The sequence below is a fragment of the Parasaccharibacter sp. TMW 2.1884 genome, from assembly GCF_023337695.1.
GTDB lineage: Bacteria > Pseudomonadota > Alphaproteobacteria > Acetobacterales > Acetobacteraceae > Bombella > Bombella apis.
In genome coordinates this window covers 108292-134329 of the sequence record NZ_QORR01000002.1, presented here as the reverse complement: position 1 = coordinate 134329, position 26038 = coordinate 108292, and the positions used below count along the sequence as shown (strand labels likewise).

23 protein-coding genes and 1 riboswitch are annotated in these 26038 nt (G+C 60.3%); of the genes, 10 read left to right on the top strand and 13 right to left on the bottom strand.

The genetic code is table 11. From position 1 onward, the window contains the following. Positions 1–190: 190 nt before the first annotated feature. Positions 191–1684, top strand: coding sequence for a glycosyltransferase family 39 protein (locus tag DTI93_RS04880; RefSeq protein WP_249079829.1), 1494 nt, complete (start codon positions 191–193; stop codon positions 1682–1684). Positions 1685–1779: 95 nt separating this feature from the next. On the opposite strand, the gene DTI93_RS04875 is transcribed toward DTI93_RS04880, so the two are convergent. From DTI93_RS04875 to DTI93_RS04840, 8 genes are all read right to left on the bottom strand, one after another. Then, complete coding sequence (locus DTI93_RS04875) at positions 1780–3192, bottom strand: hypothetical protein (RefSeq protein ID WP_248630740.1); 1413 nt, start codon at positions 3190–3192, stop codon at positions 1780–1782. A gap of 18 nt (positions 3193–3210) precedes the next feature. Next, entirely contained in the window at positions 3211–4152 is a 942-nt protein-coding gene (locus DTI93_RS04870; protein WP_043559049.1) for a glycosyltransferase family 2 protein, read from the bottom strand. A gap of 269 nt (positions 4153–4421) precedes the next feature. Beyond that, on the bottom strand, positions 4422–4892 hold the full coding sequence (ribH, locus tag DTI93_RS04865; RefSeq protein ID WP_043559053.1) for a 6,7-dimethyl-8-ribityllumazine synthase: 471 nt from the start codon (positions 4890–4892) through the stop codon (positions 4422–4424). Positions 4893–4895: 3 nt separating this feature from the next. Next, entirely contained in the window at positions 4896–6140 is a 1245-nt protein-coding gene (ribB, locus tag DTI93_RS04860) for a 3,4-dihydroxy-2-butanone-4-phosphate synthase (RefSeq protein WP_086431648.1), read from the bottom strand. A gap of 5 nt (positions 6141–6145) precedes the next feature. After that, positions 6146–6796: a riboflavin synthase gene (locus DTI93_RS04855; protein WP_249079827.1), complete on the bottom strand. Its 651-nt coding sequence runs from the start codon at positions 6794–6796 to the stop codon at positions 6146–6148. A 4-nt stretch (positions 6797–6800) separates the two neighbouring features. Beyond that, positions 6801–7862, bottom strand: coding sequence for a bifunctional diaminohydroxyphosphoribosylaminopyrimidine deaminase/5-amino-6-(5-phosphoribosylamino)uracil reductase RibD (gene ribD, locus DTI93_RS04850; protein WP_249079826.1), 1062 nt, complete (start codon positions 7860–7862; stop codon positions 6801–6803). A gap of 92 nt (positions 7863–7954) precedes the next feature. Further along, a riboswitch (FMN riboswitch) is annotated at positions 7955–8106 on the bottom strand. Between the two features lie 110 nt (positions 8107–8216). Continuing rightward, a complete protein-coding gene (locus DTI93_RS04845; RefSeq protein WP_081562411.1) occupies positions 8217–8741 on the bottom strand; it encodes a hypothetical protein in 525 nt (174 codons plus the stop codon). 98 nt (positions 8742–8839) lie between these two features. Then, positions 8840–9583, bottom strand: coding sequence for a Crp/Fnr family transcriptional regulator (locus DTI93_RS04840; RefSeq protein WP_227449734.1), 744 nt, complete (start codon positions 9581–9583; stop codon positions 8840–8842). Between the two features lie 264 nt (positions 9584–9847). On the opposite strand from DTI93_RS04840, the gene DTI93_RS04835 reads away from it, so the two are divergent. The 4 genes from DTI93_RS04835 to DTI93_RS04820 all read left to right on the top strand — a co-directional run bounded on the left by DTI93_RS04835 (position 9848) and on the right by DTI93_RS04820 (position 16726). Beyond that, entirely contained in the window at positions 9848–10714 is an 867-nt protein-coding gene (locus DTI93_RS04835) for an OmpW family protein (RefSeq protein WP_043559061.1), read from the top strand. Positions 10715–10940: 226 nt separating this feature from the next. Continuing rightward, the gene (locus tag DTI93_RS04830; RefSeq protein WP_193599749.1) at positions 10941–12056 is read left to right on the top strand and encodes an efflux RND transporter periplasmic adaptor subunit; all 1116 of its coding nucleotides are present in this window, start codon (positions 10941–10943) and stop codon (positions 12054–12056) included. A gap of 16 nt (positions 12057–12072) precedes the next feature. Next, a complete protein-coding gene (locus DTI93_RS04825; protein ID WP_249079824.1) occupies positions 12073–15165 on the top strand; it encodes an efflux RND transporter permease subunit in 3093 nt (1030 codons plus the stop codon). 1 nt (position 15166) lies between these two features. Beyond that, positions 15167–16726, top strand: coding sequence for an efflux transporter outer membrane subunit (locus DTI93_RS04820; protein ID WP_081562414.1), 1560 nt, complete (start codon positions 15167–15169; stop codon positions 16724–16726). Between the two features lie 85 nt (positions 16727–16811). Here DTI93_RS04820 and DTI93_RS04815 read toward each other — a convergent pair whose 3' ends face one another. The 5 genes from DTI93_RS04815 to DTI93_RS04795 all read right to left on the bottom strand — a co-directional run bounded on the left by DTI93_RS04815 (position 16812) and on the right by DTI93_RS04795 (position 23080). Further along, entirely contained in the window at positions 16812–17408 is a 597-nt protein-coding gene (locus tag DTI93_RS04815) for a histidine phosphatase family protein (protein WP_043559071.1), read from the bottom strand. Between the two features lie 89 nt (positions 17409–17497). Beyond that, complete coding sequence (locus DTI93_RS04810) at positions 17498–18433, bottom strand: ribose-phosphate pyrophosphokinase (protein WP_043559073.1); 936 nt, start codon at positions 18431–18433, stop codon at positions 17498–17500. Between the two features lie 160 nt (positions 18434–18593). Next, positions 18594–20552 carry a DnaJ domain-containing protein gene (locus tag DTI93_RS04805; protein WP_249079821.1) on the bottom strand — a complete coding sequence of 653 codons (1959 nt, stop codon included), beginning with the start codon at positions 20550–20552 and terminating at the stop codon, positions 18594–18596. Positions 20553–20777: 225 nt separating this feature from the next. Further along, positions 20778–21797, bottom strand: a complete 1020-nt coding sequence (locus DTI93_RS04800; RefSeq protein WP_193599751.1) for a hypothetical protein — start codon at positions 21795–21797, stop codon at positions 20778–20780. A gap of 119 nt (positions 21798–21916) precedes the next feature. Next, entirely contained in the window at positions 21917–23080 is a 1164-nt protein-coding gene (locus DTI93_RS04795) for an energy transducer TonB (RefSeq protein WP_249079818.1), read from the bottom strand. On the opposite strand from DTI93_RS04795, the gene DTI93_RS04790 reads away from it, so the two are divergent. From DTI93_RS04790 to DTI93_RS04770, 5 genes are all read left to right on the top strand, one after another. Then, positions 23079–23738 (top strand): DNA-3-methyladenine glycosylase, encoded by a 660-nt coding sequence (locus DTI93_RS04790; protein ID WP_103765657.1) that lies wholly within the window; start codon positions 23079–23081, stop codon positions 23736–23738. The genes DTI93_RS04795 and DTI93_RS04790 overlap by 2 nt on opposite strands. Positions 23739–23854: 116 nt before the next feature. Then, the gene (gene infA / locus DTI93_RS04785; RefSeq protein ID WP_043559458.1) at positions 23855–24073 is read left to right on the top strand and encodes a translation initiation factor IF-1; all 219 of its coding nucleotides are present in this window, start codon (positions 23855–23857) and stop codon (positions 24071–24073) included. Between the two features lie 31 nt (positions 24074–24104). After that, entirely contained in the window at positions 24105–24725 is a 621-nt protein-coding gene (locus tag DTI93_RS04780; protein ID WP_249079816.1) for a Maf family nucleotide pyrophosphatase, read from the top strand. 6 nt (positions 24726–24731) lie between these two features. Next, a complete protein-coding gene (locus DTI93_RS04775) occupies positions 24732–25790 on the top strand; it encodes a ribonuclease E/G (RefSeq protein WP_249079814.1) in 1059 nt (352 codons plus the stop codon). After that, positions 25787–25984, top strand: a complete 198-nt coding sequence (locus DTI93_RS04770; protein ID WP_043559082.1) for a DNA gyrase inhibitor YacG — start codon at positions 25787–25789, stop codon at positions 25982–25984. The genes DTI93_RS04775 and DTI93_RS04770 overlap by 4 nt, the downstream gene beginning before the upstream one ends. Positions 25985–26038: the final 54 nt, after the last annotated feature.

The window sequence follows — 26038 nt, the reverse complement described above, 5'->3', positions numbered from 1 at the left end:
GATCCAACCCCTGAAAAAAACATCGTCTTATTCCTAACACTTCCTTTACAAAGGGCCCTGTAGCACAAAAAAATATAACGATTTACTGCCTGAAACAGCCAAATATATTTGACCCCATGCGTCCTGCGTATAGAATGCGTTCTCGTTTTCTTCTAAAGAAAATCGTCCTTATACTTAACTGGCCACCTGCATGTCATATAATTCATTCCGGGACCGCCTTGCCCGGTCACTGGACAGCAAGTACGTAGCGTACTCTCTACTGTTTGTCATGGCAATCCTGACCCGTTTCATGGTGTTCGGGAATCCCTTCATCTTCGCTGATGAAGAATTCTATATGCTTGTCGGTGGCAGAATGCTGCATGGCGAACTGCCCTATGTCGACATATGGGACAGAAAACCCATCGGCATCTTTCTGCTCTATGAACTTTTCCACCTTTTCGGTCCTTACCGCATCTGGGCCTATCAGGCCATTGCCCTGCTGAGTGCCTGGGCGACGTCCATCCTGTGCATGAAGGTCGCCCGCCTCATCGCCCCGGTCGGAGGGGCCCTCTGTGCTGGCTGTCTCTATCTGGTCTGGATTGCCAACTCACAGGGCTGCGGCGGCCAGACGCCCATCTTCTATAATCTGCTGGTCGTCTGGGCCATCCTGCTGGTCGCACGGTTCATGGCCGGGCAGGCCCGCCTCACCCTGTTCCAGACGGGAGCAGGAGTCATGCTGCTGTTTGGCATCGCTCTCCAGCTGAAAACATCTGTCGTTTTTGAAGGCATCTATGTCGGGCTGTTCCTGATGGGACTGACCTACCGGCAGGGCGGTACCCTGAAGCAGGTCATGGGCCATGCCATCATCTGGTGTGGGCTTGCCCTCGTGCCAACACTGGCTGTCATGCTGTTCTATGCGCTGGACGGCCACTTCCAGGAATGGTGGTTTGCCAACACCGTCTCCATCTTCCTGAAAAAAACCATCCCGGCTGCCTCTCTGCACCAGTGGTTGCATAATGTATACTGGTGCCTTGTCATGCTGGGCATCCTGCTCGGCACGACAGTCCTGCGCTTTCTCTTCAGAAAACAGACCGCCCACTGCCAGCCTCTCTCCCTTTTCCTTGGCGGGTGGGCGTGGACAGCCTTTGCCGGTTTTGCCCTCTTCAACACCTTTACCAAACACTATTCCCTGCCCCTTTATCCGGCCTTTTTCATAACCGCAGCACCACTCTGGGCCTCCCCTTTCAGCCGTCTCTGGCTCGTGCTGCTGCTGGTATGGGGGGGCATCCGCACCTACGACACGGAAAAGAAGATCAACCGTGCCAGCGATCTTTCCACCCTGCGGCAGGCCGTCTCCCGTCTTTCATCCCCTGTCGGCTGTGTCTTCAATTACGACACGCCGGATATTCTGCTGGACAGTGTCCCTTATTGCCATCTGACACGCTTCCCCTTTTCGGCCCATCTCAGCACCGATACGGAACGGAACGCTCTGGGCATCGACCCTGTGCAGGAGACCGAAGCCATACTGGCCCAGAAACCCCTCTACATTCTCCTCTCTGCCGACGATACCGAGCATGACATGTCCATCAACCGGGATACCTATGCTGTTCTCACAAGAGAGCTCAAACAGCATTATGAGATGATCTACGAACATCCCCCACGCTATGCCTTCAGCGGGTTCATAATCTACAGGAGGATCCGTTGATCCTCCCGCAGGCGCCATGATTGCAAAAGGCGGCTTCTCCCTCTCCCGGAGAAGCCGCCTTTTTTTGACCTTCAGGCAGGAGAACTCCCTGCTTTTCAGAAAACACGATGGTAATAATAAGAAAAAATGCCGTCCTTGATGTACAGGTAGGCAGGGCCGAGCTCACTTTCCCCATACAGGAAAATATTGAGATTGGATGAGACAACACTGACAACCAGAAGGGCAACCAGAATCTTTTTCAGAGCCCGTACATCCTTCAGGTTGTTGTACAGATAGACACAGCCAAGCGTCCCGAGGAAAACGATATCCGGGTAGAATTCCGCCCGGTACCGGTAATTCATGCTGATGGCAATCATCATCAGGAAAGCCGGTATTGCCAAGGATACGGCGACAGAAGCAAGCGCTGCCCGATTGATGGGAAACACACGGCCCTTGCGGAGCAGCCCGACAATCAGCAGCGCACCACAGAGCAGCATGAAACCATCTGTCAGAAAGAAGCTGCTGGGTGGCAGCTCATTCGCATCAATCAGCCGCGTGAAACTATCCTGAAGAACGTAATGCCCGTCAGCCTTCTGGAAAATCCACACCGGTACAAAGAAATAGACAATCCCCAGATAGAACCTCTGAAGATTGAACAGCCCATAAGTTTTGGTCCGCATGATGCGGCTGGGAAACTCCACATTGTAGAGGTACAGGTCATAATTGGCGAAGGTAAGCGGATTGCCCCATCGTCTGTAATTCACATATGCCGTCACGATGATGGCCAGAACGGAGATGACTGTCGGCACAACGAGAGACAGCAGCGTGACGCCCTCATCCTTCGTCCTGAAGCTGCGGCACCATCTGTAAAAATGGATGATGAGAAAACAGAGCAGCGCCACATACAGCCCGATCCCCATCGAAACACGGGTCAACAGCGCACAGCCCGCCGCAACGGCCATGCAGACCCCACCATATCGCCAGTACTCCTTCTCGCAGAGGACACGGATGGCGCAGTACACAAACCATGAAGCGAAGGCCAGAGCCCAGAAGCAGACCTCCTGATACAGGCTGTGTTCAAAAAAACAGACCTGTTCACCCGAAAAAGCAAGGGCAATGGCCAGACAGAGCGAAACCCAGGACGTACCTCCAAGGTAACGCTCCGACACGAAACGCCATGTCCTGTAATTGAAAAACAGGATCATCAGCAGGGCCATGATGGATGAAAGGCGGGTGATGTCCCAATGCAGCCCATTGGGGAACAGCAGGACTGGCAACCTCAGCAGGGAGGGGAAAATGCCCCAGTAGGCATACACTTTCCCATTCCGGAGGAAGCCCTCCTCTTCCACGGTCTTCGGGTCCACATCAAAATGGCCATGCAGCATGTGGTCGATCATGCTGTTGAAAGTCAGCCGCAGCCCACCGGGCCGGTATTCTATCGGCAGATGGGACCATGACAGAATACCCATGATGCTCCACACGATGGCGGCACACCATATGACCGTGGTCACATTTTTCTTGCAGAACATCACAGCGCTCCCGGCAGCTCAGCGCCTGTCTGGAAAGACGGCAGGATAGGAAAGATAGGTCAGCCTCTTCTGCTCTTTCCGGGCAATGGCAATCGTGTCGAGGATCAACCCACAGACAAAACTCAGGAAAGAGAGCAGCACCAGGGCCGTGGCCAGCAGGGCTGTTGGCAGGCGGGGGACGACACCCTGCCGGAGATAGAAGGAAACGACAGGAATCCCCAACCCAAGCCCCAGGACAAACAGGACAGCCGCAATGGAGGAAAACAGCAGAAACGGCTTTTCCAGCTTCACGATCTGGACGATCGTGCAGAGTATCCTGATACCGTCCTTGTAAGTGCTCAGTTTGGACACGCTGCCCGGTGGCCGCTCGACATAAGCCGTCTTCAGCTCACCGACAGGCAACCCCAGCTCCAGCGCATGAATGGTAAACTCGGTTTCCGTCTCGAACCCCTGGGACAAGGCCGGGAATGACTTGACGAACCGCTTTGAGAAAACCCGATAGCCGGACAGCATGTCCGTAAGGCGGCGCCCGAAAATCATGGTCACCAGCCCCGTCAGCATCCGGTTGCCCAATACATGACCCATGCGATACGCCGCCGGACGGTCCGTGACACGAGCCCCATTGACCATGTCCAGACCATGCTCATACGCATGCTCCAGCAGCCTGGGGGCCGCCTCGGCCTCGTAGGTCTCATCACCATCAATCAGGATGTAGAAATCTGCATCAATGTCGGAGAACATCCGCCGGACGACGTACCCTTTCCCCTGCATCCGCTCTGTCCGGACAATTGCCCCTGCGGCCCGGGCAACGTCCACTGTCCGGTCGGTGGAATTGTTGTCATAGACATAAATCTCCGCCCCCGGCATGTGCCTCGTGAATTTCTCCACAACATGCCCCACTGTCATTTCTTCATTGTAACAGGGGATGAGGACGGCCACCTTTATGGTCTCAAAATCCACGCAAACCTCTTTCCGAACATTTCAGGACAATAAAATTCCATACAGGTATCAGTCACTCTGTCTATGATGTCGGGCACAGAAACGCAACAATCCTGCCAGAAGCATTATATGGGGACTTCTATTGCACGATTGTTAAATACCTCGCTGTTCTCCATCAAATATCAGGCCACCTCCGGGCCCATGAAGCGCGTCAACCAATGACCTGGCGGCAACATTCCTGACCTGTCTCCACAGGGCAGGAATGTTTCTTGCCATACAGGAGGGCCAGATCACTTCCGCAGGAAGGCCACCGTCTCAAAGCAGGCCGCAGCGGCCTCACGGCCCTTGTTGTGCTCATCCCCCCGGGAGCGCACGATGGCCTGTTCGTCCGTATAGGTTGTCAGAATACCGAAAGAAATCGGCACATCATTCGCCAGCTGGGCCTGCATGATGCCAACAGTGGCCCCCATGGAAATGAACTCGAAATGAGCCGTATCCCCCTTGATGACACAGCCGAGGCAGATCACCCCCTCATAGATACCCTTACGGGCAAGGTGCTGGGCCATGATGGGCAGCTCGAACGCACCGGGGGCCTCATAGACATCCACCGTCTCATCAATGCCACGTTCCTTCAGCCACTCCAGCGCACCATCACGCAGACCGCCCGTCACATCAGGGTTGAAGCGGCTGACCAGCAGGGCCAGTCTTGGCGCTGGATTGAGTTTCAGGCCTTCCGGGGCCGTAGCGATATGTTTGCTCATGGTTCAGCTCTCCTGCAGCATATGCCCCATACGGGTGCGTTTCGTTTCCAGATAATGGCGGTTGAACGGATTGGATGGCACGACAAGCCGTTCCACGGCTTCCACCACCAGTCCGGCCTCCGTCAGGCCACGCTCTTTTTCCGGGTTGTTCGTCAGCAGGCGCAGGCGGGTCACGCCGAGACTGGCCAACATATGGGCCGCCATATCCCAGCGGCGGGCATCAGCGGGCAGACCAAGCGCCTCATTGGCATCAACCGTGTCCATGCCCTGATCCTGAAGCTCATAGGCCCGTATCTTGTTGGCCAGACCGATCCCCCGGCCCTCATGCCCCCGCAGATAGAGCAGCACGCCTGATTCCGCCGCCGCAATCCGCTTCAGGGCTTCCCGCAGCTGTGGGCCACAGTCGCAGCGCAGCGACCCCAGCGCATCCCCCGTCACACATTCCGAATGAAGGCGGACCAGCGGCACGGTCTGGTCAGGCTTCCCTTTCACAAGGGCCAGATGTTCCACACCATCAACTCCACGGAAGGCATGGACACGCAGATCCTCTCCACCACACACGGTCGGCAGGTCGGCCACGGCAAGCTGGGCTTCCTCCGACAATGGCGCTTCTGCCATGTCCAGAGCTCCGACATCACCCCGCCCATGTTCAGCAATCCAGCGGCGCATTTCGGCAATGCTGATGAGCGGCAGACCGTGCCGACGGGCATAGTGACGCAGCTCCGGCAGACGCATCATCGTGCCATCCTCGGCCATGATCTCACAGATCACACCAGCCGGACGCAGACCTGCCAGCCGCATGAGGTCAACAGCTCCTTCCGTATGCCCCTCCCGGGCCATCACGCCATCAGGGTTGGCCCGCAGGGGGAACATGTGACCGGGGGAGATGATGTCCGCCGGTGTCGCATCCGGCGCAGATGCCACCTGAATCGTATGGGCACGCTCGGCAGCGGAAATGCCCGTCGTCACGCCGTGGGCGGCCTCGATGGACACGGTGAAGGCCGTGCCCCGCGGGTCCTGATTCTTCGCCACCATGGGAGACAGGCCAAGCCGGTCTATCTGGTCAGCCTCAAGGGACAGGCAGATCAGCCCGCAGGCCTGACGGGCCATGAAATTGATGGTCTCCTGCGTGGCAAACTGGGCTGGCAGAATGAGATCACCTTCATTCTCCCGATCCTCATCATCCACCATCACGACCATACGGCCAGCCCGCACGGCGGCGATGGCGGCCTTCAGGTTTGAAGACAGGCTGCTCACCGGGCATCTCCCCTGTAACGCAGTTCCTCTTCCGGCGTGTGGCGCAGGAGCGTCTCCACATATTTGGCCATCATGTCCACTTCCAGATTCACCTTCGCCCCGATGGCCAGCGTGGAAAGGTCCGTATGGGTCCATGTATGGGGAATGATCATCAGGCTGATCTCAAAGCCTTCCTGCCCGTCATGACGCACATCATCATGCACCTCATTCACCGTCAGGCTGATACCATTGATGGTGATGGACCCTTTCTCGATGACATAGCGGCGCAGGGAAGCAGGCATGAAAATCCGCAGATGATGTGATTCCCCAGCTTCGGCAACATGGGTCAGCCTGCCTACCGCATCGACATGCCCCTGCACGATATGGCCGGAAAGCCGTGTATTGAGGCTGACGGCCCGTTCCAGATTCACACGGGCACCCTCCACGAGGTCACCCAGAGCCGTCCGGGCCAGCGTCTCGCCACTCAGGTGGAAATCCGCCACACCCTCGGGCGTGAAACGGGTCACGGTCAGGCACACGCCATTGGTGGCGATGCTTTCACCTTCCGTCAGATCGATAAAATGGGTGGCGATCCGTACATCCATGGCCCTGTCCCGCAGGGACACGGACTGCACGTCGCCAACACGTTCGATGATTCCTGAAAACATGGTCTTAGTCCCCATATTGGCGCAGAAGCTGGATCGGGCTCCGCTTGTCCGCACTCTCTTCACGCAGGGTAATGGAAAGCTGGTCGTCCCTGTCGGCCCCCTCATGACGGATGGTCAGCCAGTCATCCCACAAGCCCGCCTCCCGCACGCTGGCCAGCAGGGCAGGTCCGGCCTCGATCAGGGCCCAGTTGATGTCCATCTGCCCCAGAAGGGCAGGCAGGGATGACAGGTCACGGCACTGTTCCACATGGAACCCGTCCGCCTCCCGGGCCTGACGCCAGGCGGCTGGAAGACGGCCCTGCCGGTCCAGCACGATCAGGGGCCGGGGTGCCCGCCCGGCGTGATCGGACACATGCCGCACGGTAAAGGACGGGTCATCAGCCAGAACGGTCCCGATCCCCGTCACCACGGCGTCACAGGCCCGCCGGAGCTGATGGGCCAGCCGCAGGGATGCGGACGAGGTGAAGGTCTTCTGCCCTTCCGGAGGAATCATGCTGCCGTGCCCGTCCAGAGCCTGCTTCACACTCAGCCACGGGCGGCCCTGCGTCACACGGCAGGCAAACGGTGCGAGAAGTGCGGCACAGTCCTGCGCCAGAGAGCGCAGTCCGGGTTCATCGGCCAGAAAATGCACCTGTTTCGGAGAGAGGCCCCCGGCCAGATGGTCCGCTCCCCCTCTGGCCTGCGGGTTGGGGTCCCGGGCACCGATCCACACGGTCTGCACGGGACTGTTCTTCAGCCGGTCGCTACAGGGAGGAGTCCGGCCATGATGGTTGCAGGGTTCCAGCGTCACCAGGGCAGTGCGGACCTGCTCCAGCACGCCTTTCTCCCGGGCCTGCTCCAGCGCCATGACCTCGGCATGAGGCTGGCCCGCAGCGGGATGTGCTCCCACGGCGAGCAGGTGCCCTTCACCATCCAGCAGGGCGCAGCCCACCGCCGGATTGGGAACGGTCGCCCCCATCTTCTGCACGGCCGCCTTCACGGCCTCCCGGAAACCGGCCCGCACGCTCTCCAGCGGCGGGGGCGGGCTGTCCGTTCTTCGTGTCCCACTCGACACATCTGTCATCATCAGTCCCCAATCATCTCAGGGACGTTCGCGGCGACGTCACGCCTTCCCCCCTCACGGAAAGGCGGCATCCCCCCTCCCGCAATGGACAGGAAGAACGTTCTCTCTCATCCGGACTCTGACCGTCGGCCCCGGATTCACACCGGGTCTGCTTGTCCCCTGCACGGATGCAGGGCGCTCGCGGGCTGAGGCAGCCAAAGCCACCAACACCGCCGGTAGGGAATTCCACCCTGCCCCGAGAACGTCTATCTCAATCACGCCCTATATGGAGGTACTCCCCCCAAAGAGCAAGAGGCCGCCCCAATGGGAGCGGCCTCTCTCATCACCCTGTCCTGTCAGGACCGATCCTGTAGAAGATCAGAAACCGCCCTTCAGGGAATGGACGAAGTCCTTGCCGGACTGCACCGTGCTGTCGTGCATCTCCTTCAGGCTCTTCTTCTGGGCGTCAAGCTGAGACTTCTGGGCATCAAGCTGGTCCTTGAGGCGCTGCTTCTCCTCAGCCGGCGCATTCCTGTACCTGTCGCGCACATCCTTGATCTGCTGCTTGCGATCATCAATGTTCTTCTGGATCTCGGCCTTCTTGTCAGCGGCAAGGTTCTTGTACTTGTCCTGAAGGTTCTGCAGACGCTCCTGACGCTGCTTCACGTCGGACTGGAGGGCATCCATGCGCTTCTGGATGCGGGCACGGGCACGCTCCGGAGCGCCAGCATACTTCTCCTGCAGGGCCTGCAGCTTGGCGTTTTCGTTCTGGATGGACTTCGTCACGCTGTCCATGCTGCTCTGGATGGCCAGCGGATCATTCGGATCATAAGCATGAGCCTGCGGCAGCAGGGCAAAGGACGAGGCAAGCAGTGAAACTGTAAACAGAGTGCGGATCTTCATGAAGCAGCTCCTAGAATGAGTACCGGATGCGTCCATTCACTACACCACGAGGTTACATCCCCAAAGTTAAAAAAAGGCCATGCCACACTCCTGAAGGCTCAGCTCCGCTTTATGCCACCAGCCATGTCGCTCAGCAGCCCCGGTGACAGAAGCGTGACGGAACTGGCCCCCCTGATGCTGATCAGCCCCTCTTTCCTGAACAGGCTGAACGTCCGGCTCACCGTTTCGATCGTCAACCCCAGATAATCGGCAATGTCTGTCCGGGACATGGGCAGGGGCAGTGTCAGCGGGCCGTGCTCATCCTTCAGCGCATGGGCACAGCAGGGGCTGGCCTGTTCGACAAGGAAACTGGCCAGACGCTCACGGGCTGTCTTGCGCCCCAGAAGCATGAGCCGCGCCTGCATCTTGACCAGCTCGCTGGAAGCCTCCTGCTGGAGGCGACCATGCAGACGGGGGAAGCGCTCCACGAGACGGTCGATGGCAGAATGGGGGAACCGGCAGAGTGTCACCTCTCCCAGAGCTTCTGCGGTGAAGGCATAACTCTCTGAGGAGGCCAGCCCCAGAAAATCTCCCACTTCTGCAAAACCGACAATCTGCCGACGCCCATCAGGCATGAGACTGAACAGCTTGGCCCGGCCGCCTGTCAGCACATAAAAATCGTGCGCCGGTGCGCCTTCCTGTATGAAACAGCGCCCCGCCTGAACAACCACCCGGGAAGATTCCGCCACAAGGGCAGGAAGGTCCTGGTCCTCAATGACGTTGCAGATACTGACCGAACGGCCAGGGCAGCGACCACACCGTTCCCGAACGGCCTCCATGAGGCTGCGACCTGTTTCCACCATTATCTTTCCTGTCTCACTATAGCCGGTGTCAGAGTTAGCGGGTTACCCCCCCCCTTGGAAAAGAAACCTTCCTTATGACAGTGATAAGAAAAGCCCCATTTTTTGATATAGATCAATTTCTAGAATATTTTCAGTTAATGCCCTATTACAGTTATAAATTTTTTCTTGTTTTCGAGGCAGATCATTCTTATAGGCGGGGAAGGAACAATTACATTTTGTCCATTTTCGCCACGCCGTTGTAACTCATCGAGGATTCTAGGAAAAATGAGCCGCACCTTCACCCGGATGGCCACAGCTGCGCTGTTTGCTCTTGGGTCTGTCTCCTTCGCCGTTGCCCAGACAGCAGCGCCAGGAGCCCACACCTCCGTATCCGCATCCAGCACCATGCAGGCTGCTCCGGATGCTTCCGTGCATCTTCATGCTCCGGATGACCATCGCTGCGGCATTTTCCAGACCTGTGCCAATACCAAGATCGGCCTTGGCAAAGGGGACTTCGTTGTCCGCCTCTCCGCTCTCGGCGTAATCACCAACAACACCGGCTCCCGCGTCAAGCTGAATGCCAGCTCACCTGCGGCAGCTCTGGCTGGTGGCAGCATCTTCCGCCACAATGTAAGCGTGACCAACCAGGTCATGCCGGAACTGACGCTTGAATATTTCCTGACGGACCACCTCTCCCTGGACCTCATTGCTTCTTCCACCCGTCATGAAGCCGCTGCCCATGTCGGCAACCTGGGCAAGCTGGATGCTGGCAGCTTCTGGATTCTCCCCCCGACACTGACAGCCGCCTACCACTTCCGCCCGCACAAGCGCTTCAACCCCTATGCCGGTCTTGGCATCACGGTGGCCATCTTCCACAACATGCATCAGGCCACCAATCTGGGTGGGGCCTTCAACGGGGCCGTGTTTGATGCCATGCACATGAAAACCAACGTCGGGCCGAGCTTCAACCTCGGGTTTGATTACCAGCTGGTCGGCAACTGGTTCTTCAACTTCGATATCAAACAGATCCTTCTGTTCAATCAGAGCGTTCATCTGAGCCAGCGCGGCAACCCCATTACTGGTGGTCGGGTCCGTGTTCATGATGACGTGCATCCAACTGTTGTTGGTGCCGGTATCGAATACCGCTTCTGATCTTTCCACAACAACATCAGATCATTCGGGAAAGGGGCCGCAGAGTAATTGCGGCCCCTTTTTCATATAGTCGCAATACTGGACAGCAATTACTCATCACGACAGCCATCATCCATAAAGTTCGAATATTACGGTACAGATACAATACCGTGACAAATCACTGCGCATGTGTCAGAAGGGAACGAATTTTGCCCTGGCAGTCAGAAGAACGGAGAACATCCCAATAATGCGTGTCTCACGTAACATGATTATTACTGGCATCGTCCTGATCGTTCTTCTGCTTCTCTGGGGTGTGTGGTCTCTCGTCCCCCACCGGGTCATAGAGACTGCCCCACCGCCCGCTGTTACTCACAACGGCGACCTGCTGCGCATCAGGCCCGGAGGGCCGCTGGATGGCCAGCTGACTGTCGAGCCCGTCGCGGAAACCCTCTCCCCCCATCAGGTAGAGCTTCCAGCACAGATCATCGCCTCCCCCGGCCAGAGCGTGGACATCCATTCCCCGGTCGTCGGGCGGGTGGCCAACCTGTATGTGCAGACAGGCCAGCATGTACAGAAAGGCGATGTTCTTGCCATCCTGTATTCCGGTGACCTGGCACAGGCATGGTCAGATGACCGCAAAGCACAGGCAACCCTCACCCTTACCCGGCTGGCCTATCGCCGTGCTGTTGGCGTACTGAATGCGGGAGGCAATGCCGTAAAAGACATGCAGTCTGCCAGAAATGATCTGGAACAGGCCCAGGCCGAAGCCACCCGTGCCCATCTGCGCCTTCAGGCTCTCGGCACAGACGGCAATGCCGGCTACCAACCACTGGTAGCGCCTGTCTCCGGCATCGTCACCGCCATATCCACCGGCATCGGCCAGAATGTGACAGACATGACAGCAACCCTGATGAACGTCGCCAATCTGGACACTGTCTGGATCCAGGCCAGCCTGCCGGAATCCCTCCTGCCCATGCTCGGTGCAAGCATGACGCTGGAAGCCCCCTTCCCCGGCCAGACATGCCATGGACCCGTCACCTCGCTGGACGGCACCGTCCATACTGATACCCGCCGCCTGAATCTCTATCTGCGCTGCAACAACACCCAGGGGGCGCTGCGCCCCGGACAGTTCACCACCGCCACGCTGAACATCACCCAGCAGGCCCAGCCCCTCCTGCCCAAAACAGCCCTGCTGATGGACAATGACCAGGTTTCCGTCTTTGTGGAGACAGCCCCCAACACCTACCGCCGCCGCTTCATCACCATCAGCTACGAGGAAGGAGAGTCCGTACGCATTCTCTCCGGCCTGAAAGCTGGTGAGCGTATCATCACGCATGGGGCCATCCTGCTCAATGATTACTGAGGACCGCTGAGCAGTCATGTTCATCGAGAAATTCATCACATGGTGCTTTGGTCACCGCAAGGCCGTCGCTTTTCTTACCGCAGCTCTGTTCGTCACCGGAATGCTGGCGTGGAAACAGCTGCCCGTGGAGGCCTACCCGGACCTCGGCCCGGCCAGTGTTCTGGTCACCACGCAGGTCAACGGTCTTGCTGCCGAGGAGATGGAACATCAGGTCACCACGCCTGTCGAGCGTGAACTGGCAGCCGTCCCCGGTGTTGTGGAGAGCCGCTCCAGCACGACATTCGGCCTCTCGCTCATCACGCTCATCTTCAAGGATGGAGAGGACATCTACCGTGCCCGCCAGCTGGTGCAGAGCCAGCTTGACGGCCTCCAGCTGACAGGCGGTGCCCAGCCCTCCCTTGGCCCCATCTCCGGGGCCAGCGGAGAAATCTACCGCTACACGGTCGAGTCCGACGATCAGGACCTCATGACCATCTCCGACGTGCAGCGGTGGGAGATCATTCCCGCCCTCCAGCGGGTGCCCGGCGTGGTGAACATCGACAATTTCGGCGGTTTCACCCGGGAATATCAGCTGATCCTCGACCCCAACGCCCTCATCCGCTTTGGCATCAGCATCAGCGATGTGATGAACGCCATCCGCAACAGCAATGCCAATGCTGGTGGTGGCCGCGTCACCCGTGGTGAGCAGTCCTACATTATCCGTGGCGTGGGGCAGATCCACTCTCTGGAGGACATGCGCAACACCGTCATCGGCCATCATGATGGTATTCCCATTTTCCTCTCCGAGCTGGGACGGATCGAATTCGGCCATCAGGTCCGGGAAGGGATGCTTGGGAAAAACGGCAATCCGGATACGATCGAAGGGGTCGTGACCATGCTGCGGGGCGCCAATCCCTCACAGGTGCTGGATGACCTGCACTCTGCCGTCGCCAAGCTCCAGACACAGCTCAAACCCAAACATATCCGCATTGTTCCGTATCTGGACCGTGACAACCTCGTAAAATCCACAACGGACAAGGTCAGCGAAACGATTCTTGAGGGGATCGGCCTCGTGCTGGTCATCCTGACCTTCTTCCTGGGCTCGCCCCGCAGTGCCGCCATCACGGCGGTGACCATTCCCTTTGCGCTGTCATTCGCCTTCATCCTCATGCGGGCCTGCGGCATGGCGGCCAACCTTTTCTCCCTCGGAGCCGTGGATTTTGGCGTGATCGTCGATGGAGCCATCGTCATCACCGAGGTCATCCTCCGCCACAGGGAGGAGCACCCCAACCTCCCGCTGAACCAGCCGGACATTCTTGCCATCACCCGCCGTGCGGGCCGGGCCATCTTCGCCTCCACCATCATCATCGTGGTGGCCTACAGTCCCCTCTTCGCCTTTGAAGGCAGCGAGGCCAAAATCTTCCGCCCCATGGCCTGGACAGTCAGCTTCGCCCTGCTGGGAGCGCTGCTCTGCGCCCTGGCCCTGACACCCACCATGTCCTTCCTGGCCCTGCGCAAGCCACGGCCCATCTGGCACAACAGGCCACTGGACTGGCTGCACAAATATTATGACGCCCTGCTCCGCCATCTGATTGATCACCCTGTCATCCCCTTCGTCAGTGCCGGACTGGCACTGGTGACCGTCATTGCCCTTGGGGTCACGACGGGCCGGGAGTTCCTGCCTGACCTTGATGAAGGGGCGCTGTGGCTCCAGGTGCAGATGCCAACGGGCATCTCACTGGAAAAAGGGCAGGAAAAGGCTTCGGAAATCCGTCGTGCGGTACGGGAGTTCCCGGAGACATCCTATGCCATAACGCAGCTTGGTCGCTCGGATGATGGTACGGACCCATGGACGCCCTCCCACATCGAAATGCCCGTTGGCCTGACGCCCTACAACCAGTGGGCCCACGGCGAGACCAAAGCCGAGTTCATCACGAAACTCCGGGCCCGCCTGAACAAGATCGCTGGCATTTCCTTCTCCATCAGCCAGCCGATCGAGGACAATCTCAGCGATCAGCTTGGCGGAGCGCACAGCCCGCTGGTCATGCGCATCTATGGGGACGACCTCTCGGGCCTGCGTACCCTTGGCAAGCAGGTCGTCCAGCAGCTCTGGCAGGTACCCGGCACCGTGCAGGCCGACATCTTCCAGGAACCCAAGATTCCACAGATTGCAATCACACCAGACCGGCTGAAAGCCGCCCGTTATGGCATCAGCATCAATGATGTAACGGATGTCATCAACAGCGCCATCGGCGATGCCCCGCTGACCAGCGTGATTGAGGGCGACCGCTTCTACAATGCGACCCTGCGCATCGACAACACGCAGCGTTCCAACCTCCAGCTGCTGGGCCAGATTCCCATGATTACGGGTGATGGCAGTGCCATCCCTCTGGCTGAAATTGCCCATATCCGTCTCCAGATGGGTGAAAGCAGCATCGCCCATGAGATGGGCGAGCGGCAGATCACCCTTCAGGTGGATAATGGCAACCGGCCCATGTCCCTCTACCTTGACGATGCCCAGAAGCTCATCGACCAGAACGTCCATTACGACCACCAGAAGTTCCGTCTGGAATGGGCCGGAACCTTCCAGGAGGCCCAGCACGCCCAAGTCCGCCTCGTGGCAGCCCTGGGCGTCATGTTCGCCGTCATGCTGGGGCTGCTCTATGCGGAGTTCCAGAAGTTCCGCCATGCGCTGCTCATCATCGGCATTGTGCCACTTGCCGCCCTGGGCGGGCTGATCGCCCTGCATCTACGGGCCGAAACACTGAACATTGCCACGGCGGTCGGCTTCATCGCCCTGTTTGGTGTGGCCATCCAGAACGGGATCATCATGGTATCCAACATCAACCGTCATCTTGGTGCTGGTGGCAACATACGGGAGGCCACCCGGCTGGGAGCAACCGAACGCTTCCGCCCCGTGCTGATGACAGCAACCGTGGCCAGCGTCGGGATGCTGCCCGCCGCTCTGGCCACAGGTGTGGGAACCGATGTGCAGCGTGGCCTGGCGACGGTCGTTGTCGGTGGGCTGGGCATTGCCACCCTGCTGACCCTCTTCATCCTGCCAGTCTGCTTCTGCCGTCTGGAAGAATGGGTCAGCCGCAGGACCAGCCAGAAAGAGCAGGAGGCCTGACATGAAACAGCATTCCACCCCCTGCATGAGGGGCCGTTCCTCCCGATTGCTGGCCAGTGTTCTTCTTGGCGGCATGGCTGCCGGGTTGGGGGGCTGCATTGTCGGCCCTTCCTCCAAGGACATTCCCCCCCTGCCAGAGAGGACAGGATACAGCCAGAAGAACATCACCCAGTCTGAAGCTGGACGGGACAGAAGCAGCGACAGCCTCCTCCACCGCCAGCAGTTCATCTCCGGGGCAGATGTTCCCGGCAGATGGTGGGAGGCCTTCCAGAATCCCCGTCTGAACCAGATGGTGGAGCTGGCCCTGACCAACAACCAGACATTGAAAGCCATGCAGGCTGGCCTGCGGGCAGCATGGGAGCAGCGCCGTGTTGAGGGTGCGTCACTCTATCCGAGCATTTCTGCCCAGTTCATTCCGACACGCAACAAGACCTCCAAGGCACTCTCGCCCGTGCCGAACAATAATGAATGGCTCTATAACCTGCACACGGCCCAGCTGAACATCGGCTATGTGCCCGATCTCTGGGGTGGCTCCCGCCTTGCCATTCGCAACGCCAAAGCCCAGGCGGATATCCAGCGCTTCCAGCTGGAGGCCACGACGCTGACGATGATCTCCAACATCGTCAACACGGCCATCACCGAGGCGGGTCTCCGTGAGCAGATCCGTGCCAAGGAAGTTCTGATCGCCCAGCAGGCAGCCATGGTCCGCATCAATCAGAATCAGGTCGGCCTGGGGGACCAGTCCCGCCAGAGCCAGCTCCTGCTGCGGGATTCGCTGGCGCAACTTCAGGCGGATCTACCTCCTCTCCGGACACAGCTTGCCCAGACCCGGGACCAGCTGGCCACTCTGGTGGGCCTCAGCCCCAATGCGGACCTGCCCATCTTCGAGCTGAAAGACTTCACCCTGCCGCATCAGCTGCCCGTCAGCCTGCCGGCCCAGCTCCTCCTGCAACGGCCTGACATCGCCTCTGCACAGGCGCAGATCCGCTCTGCCGGGGCGCAGCTCGGCATTGCCATTGCCAACCGCCTCCCCAATGTGCAGCTGAGTGCCCTGCCGGGCGAGGCTGTGGACAGCATGAGCAAGATGTTCAAGCCTGGAATGGGCAACTGGATGCTGGCTGCCACGGTCACCCAACCCATTTTCCAGGGAGGGTCACTGCTTCATGCCCAGCGGGAGGCCAAAGCCAATTACGAACAGGCCAAGGAATATTACAAGGCTGCCATCATGTCTGCCGTCAGCGATGTGGCAGACAGCCTCCATGCCGTAGAGCTGGATGGCAGCACACTTCTGGCCGACCAGAATGGGTTGGACGCCGCCACACAGGCCCTGCACATTGCAGAAGCCCAGCACAGGCTGGGGGACAACAGCCAGATTGACGTGGCACAGGCCCGCATGGCCGTGGCGCAGGACCAGATTTCCGTCGCACAGGACAAGGTCACCCGCCTTTCCGATACGGTCGGCCTGTTCCAGGCTCTCGGCGGGGGATGGTGGAACCGCAATGACCTCGGTGTCAGCCCGAAGGATGCCAAACGCCTCTCCACCACGCTTGTGCCGTGGTAAGCTGACGGCCGCCAAACCATCCAGACATGAAAAAGGCCGCTTCCTGACAGAGACGGAAGCGGCCTTTTCTTCAGCGGGGGAAATCTCAGGCCGAAAGCAGTTTCAGCACCCAGCCTTCTTCCTCCGGCGTGGCCTTCAGCGGTACGGCATTGGGCAGACGGACATTGATCTCCAGCCCCATGGCTGCCCGCAGCCCACGGAACAATGCCCCATGCGCCACGATCAGGGGGGCTCCCTCTCCAGCCTCCTGCGCCCTGTTGAGCGCCTGGACACCACGGGTCTTCAGCGTGAGGAAATCCTCACCCTTTTCCGGGACAAACGTGCCGTTGATCCATGTATTGTACCAGTCTCCCATCGGCTGGCCTTCCTGCACACCAAAGCTGACCTCCTGAAGGTCTGCATCCTTTATCAGCGGCAGATCAAGGCCCGTCCGATCCCGGATCGCATCCCGCACATGCTCGGCTGTGACGAAAGCCCGCTTGAGCGGAGAGCTTACGATATGCGTGAAGGGCCGCATCCCCGCCTCGAACAGGTCTGCCAGCTGGCGGCCTGCCAGGCGGGCCTGTGTCAGGCCGGTCTCATTCAGGGGAATATCCGTCCGCCCCTGGGAGAGATGGCGTGCATTCCAGTCCGTTTCGCCATGACGGAGAAACCAGTACGGTTCTGCCCGAAGCTGTGTCATTTCCTGACCCTCCCCAAAATCCCGTCAGAGCGTGGCGGGACCTGTCTCATGCCCCTGGCCACGCAAAGCACCTCTCAATCAAAAAGATCTCAGTCAAAAAGAGTGGAGACCGAGCTTTCATCCGCCACGGCCCGGATGGCACGGCCCAGCAGATTGGCCGTAGGAATCTGCCGGATGTTGGACGTTGCCTTCAGCTCATCCGTCGCAGGGATGCTGTCTGTCAGGGTCAGCATGGAAAGCGGGCTGCTCTGCACCCGCTTGCAGGCATTGCCTGTCAGCACACCATGCGTCACATAGGCCTCCACCCCGGCAGCACCGTGCTTCATCAGGGCTTCAGCAGCATTGCAGAGAGACCCGCCGCTATCGATGATGTCATCCACCAGTACGCAGAAACGGCCGGACACATCGCCAATCACATTCATCACTTCAGACACACCAGCGCGCTCACGACGCTTGTCGATGATGGCCAGGTCCACATTCAGCCTGCGGGCCAGCTGACGGGCCCGCACCACCCCACCCACATCCGGCGAAACGATCATCAGTTTTCCCGGGTCCGGGTGACGGGAAATCAGGTCCCGCACAAAGAGCGGTGCTGCGTAGAGGTTGTCCGTGGGAATATCGAAAAAACCCTGAATCTGCATGGCATGCAGGTCCATCGTCAAGATGCGGTTGGCACCCGCTTCTGTCAGCAGATTGGCGACAAGCTTGGCACTGATGGGCGTGCGGGGACCGGACTTGCGGTCCTGCCGGGCATAGCCAAAATAAGGCATCACCGCCGTGACACGGCGTGCAGAGCCGCGCCGCAGGGCATCCAGCACGACAAGAAGTTCCATCAGATGATCATTGGTTGGCATGCAGGTGCTCTGAAGGACAAACATGTCCTCCCCACGCACGTTTTCCTGAATCTCGACAAACACCTCACCATCCGCAAAGCGGCGAATGGATGTCTTGCACAAAGGGATTTCAAGCTCATCAGCCACAGCCTGGGCCAGAGGCAGGTTACTGTTGCAGGCAACGATCTTCATGACGGGTACTTTTCATAGAAGGACGGTAAGATGCGGTTCAGCTCCTTCTATCAGCCCGCCCGATCAATGTCATGATTTTCCAGCAGACCTATTTCGGAACGATTAATTTACCACCTGTTTACCATGAAATGCCGTATGCTCTCCCGTCCACGCCCACAGGTCAGAACCGCCGGTACTGCCGCACATAACGATAGGCCTGTGTGATTTCCGCCGTCCGGCGGACAGCCTCCTGATAGACGTCCCCACCAACATGGGCAAAACGGTCTGGATGGTGCTGCTTGACAAGCCGCCTGTAGGCACTGGTGATCTCCTCATTGGAAGCCCCCTCGGAGACCTCCAGCACAACATGCCAGGCCCTGTCCGCGGGGGGCGCATTTCTGGCCCGCTGCCAGTCCCGCCGGGCTTGTTCACGCCGCCGCTCTGCCTCTTCCCTCTCCCAGGCTCTCTGCTGTTCCTGCCGCCGCCGCTTTCTGGCCGTCTCTGCCCTGTTCACCTGAAGCAGCAGACCGTGCACATGCACCGAACAACGCCGGAAATCCTGCCATGAACGGCCAGCCTCCAGCTCCTCCAGCACGTTCCGGGCGGTCTCGCCACCCATCGGCTGCACCAGCGCAGACAGAAACCGGAACGCCTCCCGCAGGCGCCGGGCCACGAGATGGTCCAGCAGAAGCTGACCATCAGCAAGAGCCAGCTCACTGATCCAGCCAGCCCACATCATCCCGACCGCCTGATACGCTTCCTGCTCCCTGCTGGAGGCGAAGCCGGAAGGTGGCGGATCCGTCTCAGGTTCCGGTTTCTGCCGGGACGTCCGGCCTGTCTTTTCCGAGAACTGTTTCAGTGTTTTGGCATAGCGGTAGGCTTCGGTGATCTTCTTGCTTTTTACCACGGCTGCCTCGTAGGCAGCACCTCCCTCCTGCGCAAAGCGGTCCGGGTGATGCTGCTTCATCAACCGCCTGTATGAGGCCGTGATCTCCTCGGCAGAGGCCGTTGCAGAAACCTCCAGCACGATATGCCAGGGCTCATCCTCCGGTGGGGCGGAGCCGGACTGTCTGGCCCGGCGATAGGCCTGTGCCCGCTCCTGCTGCTCCTGCGCCGCCTCTTCCTCCCTGGACGGAAACTCTGACGACTGGGCGGAATCATCCTTCTTTTCTGCAGAGCGGAGGCCATTCACAATCAGACCGACAATCAAAAGAAGCAGCCCCTTCCAGCTGAACAGCCAGGTGATGAAGCTCCAGATCAACCGGACGAGCCTTACGGGCAAAAGAAGGATGAAGATCAACACGTGCCAGACGCCCGCCAGAACGGCCCCGCACATATGAATGACAGCCCCCAGCAACCAGAACGGCACGGACAGCAGGGAAAAAAGTCCCCCTGCCGTTTCATGATCCTCTGTCTGGGGAGATGCAGCCTCCTGCTGGGGAGCCGTACTGTCTGGAGACGGCGGGGATGGCTGAGGCCCGGCCGCACCGGCTGTTCCACTCTGCCGCAGGACGGACGCAACCAGTCCATCCCCGCCGACTGTGCCTGCCTCTGCCTGACGGGGTGCAGCACGTTCAGGTGGGGACGGAGAAGCCTCAGATGGGGCCGGAGCAACAGCCAGGTCCGGCATCAGCACCCTGGCATCATCATCTCCCAGAAATCCGTCCCGGCTGGACTGCCCGGCCTGCTCCTGCCAGCGCAGGATGGCCCGCCGGGTCGCCTCGCCATATACGCCATCCGGCACGACGGCAGCCGGCAGAAAGCCGAGCGCCTGCAGTTTTCTTTGCAGGGCAATATGGGCATCAATCGGACGGGTCGCTTCCTCATGCGCACGACCTGTCAGGCGGGAGCGGTATCTATCCGCAACCTGCGCCACAACCCGCTGGTAGCATTGGGCCTGGCTCTCCCCCTGCACACCCGCCGGTGAAAAACACGCCTGCAACGGTGCAAGATCATGGATCAGCTCCGCCTTCAGCTGGGGAAGACTGTAGGCCGCACTCTGATGGCGCAGGGCATAATAGGCCTGATCCAGAACCAGTTCACTTCTGGCTGAATCAGAATCCGAACAGAGAAGAACCTGTCCCGGTTCGTTCCTGTCCATCCGGCTACAGTCAAAGTCAGGATGATAAACGTCGGCCAATACAGGCTGACAATGCACAACGGCCCATGAAACCAGTAGACATTTCAGAAAAATGGAACGCATGACAGGCCAGCAAATATCAATCTGCAACCTGTATAAGTTGGTTGATACACCCTGTCCATTCGAGGAGACGTCTATCCTGTGCGGGATTTCAGAGAAACGGGGACACTCCCTGCGGCAGGGAATGTCCCCGTTCCGTCTGTTCCCAGAAAGGCCGGGCTGCCATCATCTGGGGGCACTGCCCTCCGGCTCCGGCCCTGCAACGAATTTTTTCATGCCATCCTTCTCACGGGACGCATCCCCGCCAATATCGGACGGAGCCGTCGCCGCCTTGCGAGACCGGCCTGAATAGTTGGTAACGATGGTCTTCACCGCTTCGGCAGCCTCCTGCGCCGCAGCGCCGGCCACATCAGCCCATGGGCCATCCAGAGAATGTGCGGGAACATCATGAACCTGCGTGGCCGCCCCGGCCTCCACGCCCTGTGGGGTTGTCACGTGCCAGACGATGGTAACCTGCTGTTTCGGCCCCTCTCCCGGCGGAGGAGCATCCGGTGAAGGCTTGATGCTGACCACGGTTTTCACGATGTAATCCGCCCCAGTGCGTGTGGTCTGCACACTGTTGTGGCTGTCCGGCAGCATCATGTAGAACGCCTCGGCCAGAGACTTGTTGCCATCACCCGGGGCGCCCTGTACCCCCTCGAAACAGATGCGGGCCGAACGGTGCATGAGACTCTGCGGGTCATCCATCATCATGCGGGTCTGTATCTCTGTCAGCTCACGGGCGATTTCCGGGGCCATCTGGAGGGCCACCGTGTTCAGGGCCGCCGGGTCGGCGCTGCGCCAGCCTTCCTCATCAATCACGGCACCAAAGCCACGGGCCTTCACCTTGCCATCCGGCCCGACAATCGCATAGCGGGGGCGGATACCCCCATTCTCCGCCCGGACAGCCCCCAGCCTGACCCACCAGTCCCCCGGCTCCGGCACCTTCGCCACGGCAGGAATGGATTGCCCCACCAGGGCGATCACGACATCCCGTGCCCACATGGCCGTAGGCGCCCGCCATGGCGCTTTCTCTGGCACGGGAACAGGCACGGCCAGCCGGGCAGGCGGAATGTTGTCCCTGACAAGATGCTGGGCCTGATTGCCCGGATTATGGGCAAATGGCTTGTACACCTGCAGGCACCCCCCCAGTCCGAGAAGAGGCACACACAGCCCTGATAGCAGCAGCTTACGACAGAAGCGCATGAACAGCCCACTTTCCCTGCAATATTTCTGGACAAGAGCCGACCGGACCCGACCGGCAGGCCCCGCAACTTAACGCCCTTTCCCTCTCCTGACCACAGGGGGAGCGCTGGCCAGAGCCCCTAATGGCGGATCAGCATGTAATGGATCGTCACATCCAGATCAAAATGGTCACCCTGCATGTCCGGCGGAACGGGAGGGAGCTGCGCCCCCTGGAACATGCCTGTCGTGGCGGCATCCAGCGCATAAGAGTTTGATGAATCCGTCAGCCGCACACGGATGACCTTCCCGCTCCTGTCAATCACTACATGGACGGAGGATGGCCCCTCTTCCCCGTTCTGCACAGCCTCATCGGGGTAGAACATGTGGTTCCGCACCCAACGGTCAATCTCGCTCCCATAATCGGAGCTGACACCCCGGACGCTGCTGCTCGTCTTGTACGGCGCATTGATCTGCCCATTCAGGCTGAGCGGCCCGAGAGAGAAATCGACCGGCCCCCGTGTCCCCCCATGGCGCCCCCGCTTGTGAGGATGCAAGGCTGGCTCACCATCAAAGGACAGATCCATCGGGTGAGCGAAAGGGTTCGTCTCGCTCTGCCGGGTCATACGCTGATGCGTCGGGGTTGCCCGGCTCCGGCGGGGGCGACGGGGAGCAGCCCTGGAGAGCGGCTTTTCCGACATCTCCGCACGGGTCAGCTCCCCGGTAGGTGAGAGGGCCGTCGGCGGGGAAGACGGCGTGTGAGGCGTCGGCTCCATCGGGGCTGGGGTTGCCTCCTCCGGCGTGGTCGGCGCCGGAGCGCTGGCCGCACCACCAACCTCATGTGTCGGCTCCCCCTTCATGCTGTGCTTTGCCGGAGGGGCATCAAACACCATCTCCACCTGCGGCTGCTGTGCACCATTTGGCGTACCATGCACGGCAGCGCTGGTCTGCATCATCAGCCAGAGGACAATCCCATGGACACTGGCCGCCAGAAACAGCGGCCCGAACAGTGGTGGATCGACCAGAACCTGCGTCCGCCGCATGGGGGTGCGCGCTTCAGTCCGCAACCCGGCCACGGGTTCGGCATGATCTCCCAGCCGCTCCCGGCGCCTCTGCAAAGGGGCGTCCTGCATCGTCACGGGCGGAAAACCCGCTGGCAAAAAGAGGGGCGCAGACTGATAAGGATCATGACCCCTCCCTTGTGCCTCAAAAAGGGCCATATTGTCATCACCGGAAAAGTGCCCCACCGCTACTTTTGTGTAACCCCCTTCCACCACCATCAGCCCCATGAAGAAAGTCCGTTCCATGCATCCACCTGCCTGCCTTGCCCGGGATGCCGATCTGGCAGCCTTCATCGCCACCGTCGGCCCCTGCCGCCTGCACGAACAGGCTGCGCCAGACCCGCAGACAATCGATCCCTATGCCTCACTCATCAAGGCTGTGACGGGCCAGCAGCTCCACAATGCTGCGGCCAGGACCATCTTCAGGCGTCTCTGCGCCCTTGGGGCCGACCATGACGAAAACGGGCCTCCCCCTGCACCACAGGAACTTCTGGCCCTTGATGATGCCACCCTGCGCCGCTGCGGCCTTTCCGCCACCAAGGCCGCCAGCCTGCGGGCCATCGCCCGGGGACGGCTGGACGGGCTGGTGCCTAGCCTCGCTGAAGCCCGCCAGCTGGATGACGCCACACTGATAAAACAGCTGACAGCCCTGCGTGGCGTGGGACAATGGACAGTCGAAATGCTGCTCATCTTCCATCTCAACAGGCCGGATGTCCTGCCAGCGGGCGATCTTGGCGTTCAGGAAGGATGGAAGAGGCTGAAAAAACTGCCTGTCCGCCCCACACCCCGCCAGCTGCGGGACGCCACGATGGGCTTCAGTCCCCATCGCTCCACACTGGCATGGTACTGCTGGCAGGCCAAAGCCCGCCTGCCTGATCCCGCTCCACCCAGCAAAAAACCTTGACGTCCCACCTCCGTGCCCGCACATAATGCGCCGTCATGACGGGGCTGCAGGCCAGGCCTCTCCAGAGCTGGCCCGTGGCCCACACAGTTTCTACCCACTTCCTGCAAGGGATATTCATGCCTAAAGAAGACCTGATCGAATTTACCGGCACGGTGACTGAGCTTCTGCCCAATGCCATGTTCCGCGTCACGCTGGACAATGAGCACACCATTCTCGCCCATACGAGCGGCAAGATGCGCAAGAATCGCATCCGCGTGCTGGCCGGTGACCGGGTCAATGTCGAGATGACCCCTTACGACCTCAGCAAGGGTCGCATCACCTTCCGCTTCAAGTAAGACAGCGGAAGACAGGACCATCTCTTCCCTCATGGCTGATTCCTCCCGGCCCGCCCTCATCTTGGCCTCTGCCTCGCCCCGCCGCATCGCCCTGCTCCGCCAGATCGGGGTGGAGCCGGATGCTGTCTGCCCGGCAGACCTGGATGAAACCCCGCAGAAGGACGAACTTCCCCGTCCCCATGCGCTGCGGCTGGCCCGGGCCAAGGCGGCCCATGTCGCCGCCCGCCATGATGGTCCCGCCCTCATCATCGGGGCTGACACGGTCGTGGCGGCCGGGCGGCGCATCCTGCCCAAAGCAGAAGATGCCGAGACAGCCCGCCGCTGCCTCACCCTTCTCTCCGGCCGCCGCCACAAGGTTTTCACCGCCGTGGTCTGCCAGCCGACAGCAGACTGGACCGAAGGCCGCTACTGCGAGCGTGTGGTAGAAAGCCACGTCATCTTCAATCGCCTGACACCCCGGCAGATTGACGCCCTCATCGAAGGGGGAGACTGGCACGGCAAGGCTGGTGGCTATGGCCTTCAGGGGCAGGCGGCCGCCTTCATCCGGCAGGTCGGGGGAAGCCCCTCCGGCGTGATCGGCCTGCCCCTGTTCGAGACCGCCCAGCTGCTCCGGGGTCAGCCCCTGCCCGCCGGACAGCACTGGCTGCGCTGACACGGCATGGAAATCCGTCTTGCCAGTGCGCCCGGAGAAATCCGCATCGCCCTGCTGAAGGACGATGCGCTGCTGGATGCTGCCCTCTGGCGGCCCGGTGCGCCGGATGGCTGGGGGGATGTCCATATCGTCCGCATCACCGCCCATGCGCCAGCCCTGGGCGGGGCTTTCGTCGAGCTGGCCAGTCCAGCCTGTACGGGCTTCATGAAAGGGCGCAAACTCCCTCCCGAAGGCAGTCTCGTCCGTGCCCAGGTGACCCGTTCGGCACAGAATGGCAAGGGCCTGCGCCTGCGTGCCCTCCCATGGCCGGAGGACATGGAGGCCGGAACTGCCCCCCGCCGTCTCACATCCGGTCCCACGCCACTGGATGAGATTCTGGGGCTGGCCCCATCAGACTGCCCCATCCTGACCGACAGTGCCGCCCTGGCGGCCCGGTTGCCGCCCCGTCTTCATGCCCGCCTGCACCGGGTAAGCCGCAGCTTTGATGAGGTTCTGGAGGCCGACTGGGCCGCCCTGACCAGCCCGGATGCCCGGGTCGGACCGCTGACAGCCCATATCACGCCCACCCATGCCCTCACCGCCATTGATCTGGACGCCCATCAGACCCCGGACTTTGCCGCCAATCTGGCCTGTTTCGGCCCACTCCTGCGGGAAATCCGGCTACGCAATCTCTCCGGTACCATCCTGATCGACCCGGCAGGTGTCCGCAGCAGCAAACGGCCCGCCCTTGTCCCGTTCCTCCGCAAGGCAGCGGACAGGGAGCAGGACCCGCTCCAGCCCCGCATCACCGGCATCACGCCCGGTGGCCTGCTGGAAATGACCCGCCCCCGCCATCGGGCCCCGCTGCATGAGCTGTACGCCTCACCCCACGGGCAAGGGCTGGCCATCCTCCAGCGCATCGCCAGTGAGGGGCTGAGGGGCGACCGGCTCCACGCACCACCAGCCATCATCCAGGCACTTGAAGCCGATTCCGGGGCGCTGGAAGACCTCTTCCATCTCACAGGCCATCGCCTTACCCTCCTCAGTCATCCCGTGTCTCCATCATCCTGCTGGAGTCTCTCATGAGCTGCCCGATCTGCCAGAAACCCACCATGCCCGCCTTCCGCCCGTTCTGCTCCCAGCACTGCGCTGATGTGGACCTTGGCCGTTGGTTCAAGGGGGATTACCGTGTGCCGTCCCTGCGGCAGGACAACGACCCGGAAGAACTGGAAGCCGAGGCCGCACGGCTGGCGGAGGAAACCTCCCGCCACAGGCCCTGATCCCGGGGGCCATAACCCGCTGAATCAGCCCGCTGATCCGTGCATTTTCTTCTG

Coding starts and splice junctions, on each gene's coding strand:
- DTI93_RS04875 (WP_248630740.1), bottom strand. CDS start 3,192: ATGTTCTGCAAGAAAAATGTGACCACGGTCATATGGTGTGCCGCCATC.
- DTI93_RS04835 (WP_043559061.1), top strand. CDS start 9,848: ATGAGCCGCACCTTCACCCGGATGGCCACAGCTGCGCTGTTTGCTCTT.
- DTI93_RS04780 (WP_249079816.1), top strand. CDS start 24,105: ATGGCTGATTCCTCCCGGCCCGCCCTCATCTTGGCCTCTGCCTCGCCC.
- DTI93_RS04815 (WP_043559071.1), bottom strand. CDS start 17,408: ATGACACAGCTTCGGGCAGAACCGTACTGGTTTCTCCGTCATGGCGAA.
- DTI93_RS04855 (WP_249079827.1), bottom strand. CDS start 6,796: ATGTTTTCAGGAATCATCGAACGTGTTGGCGACGTGCAGTCCGTGTCC.
- DTI93_RS04840 (WP_227449734.1), bottom strand. CDS start 9,583: ATGGTGGAAACAGGTCGCAGCCTCATGGAGGCCGTTCGGGAACGGTGT.
- ribH (WP_043559053.1), bottom strand. CDS start 4,892: ATGAGCAAACATATCGCTACGGCCCCGGAAGGCCTGAAACTCAATCCA.
- ribD (WP_249079826.1), bottom strand. CDS start 7,862: ATGATGACAGATGTGTCGAGTGGGACACGAAGAACGGACAGCCCGCCC.
- DTI93_RS04845 (WP_081562411.1), bottom strand. CDS start 8,741: ATGAAGATCCGCACTCTGTTTACAGTTTCACTGCTTGCCTCGTCCTTT.
- DTI93_RS04770 (WP_043559082.1), top strand. CDS start 25,787: ATGAGCTGCCCGATCTGCCAGAAACCCACCATGCCCGCCTTCCGCCCG.
- DTI93_RS04820 (WP_081562414.1), top strand. CDS start 15,167: ATGAAACAGCATTCCACCCCCTGCATGAGGGGCCGTTCCTCCCGATTG.
- DTI93_RS04825 (WP_249079824.1), top strand. CDS start 12,073: ATGTTCATCGAGAAATTCATCACATGGTGCTTTGGTCACCGCAAGGCC.
- DTI93_RS04810 (WP_043559073.1), bottom strand. CDS start 18,433: ATGAAGATCGTTGCCTGCAACAGTAACCTGCCTCTGGCCCAGGCTGTG.
- DTI93_RS04800 (WP_193599751.1), bottom strand. CDS start 21,797: ATGCGCTTCTGTCGTAAGCTGCTGCTATCAGGGCTGTGTGTGCCTCTT.
- DTI93_RS04775 (WP_249079814.1), top strand. CDS start 24,732: ATGGAAATCCGTCTTGCCAGTGCGCCCGGAGAAATCCGCATCGCCCTG.
- DTI93_RS04880 (WP_249079829.1), top strand. CDS start 191: ATGTCATATAATTCATTCCGGGACCGCCTTGCCCGGTCACTGGACAGC.
- DTI93_RS04790 (WP_103765657.1), top strand. CDS start 23,079: ATGCATCCACCTGCCTGCCTTGCCCGGGATGCCGATCTGGCAGCCTTC.
- DTI93_RS04795 (WP_249079818.1), bottom strand. CDS start 23,080: ATGGAACGGACTTTCTTCATGGGGCTGATGGTGGTGGAAGGGGGTTAC.
- infA (WP_043559458.1), top strand. CDS start 23,855: ATGCCTAAAGAAGACCTGATCGAATTTACCGGCACGGTGACTGAGCTT.
- DTI93_RS04830 (WP_193599749.1), top strand. CDS start 10,941: ATGCGTGTCTCACGTAACATGATTATTACTGGCATCGTCCTGATCGTT.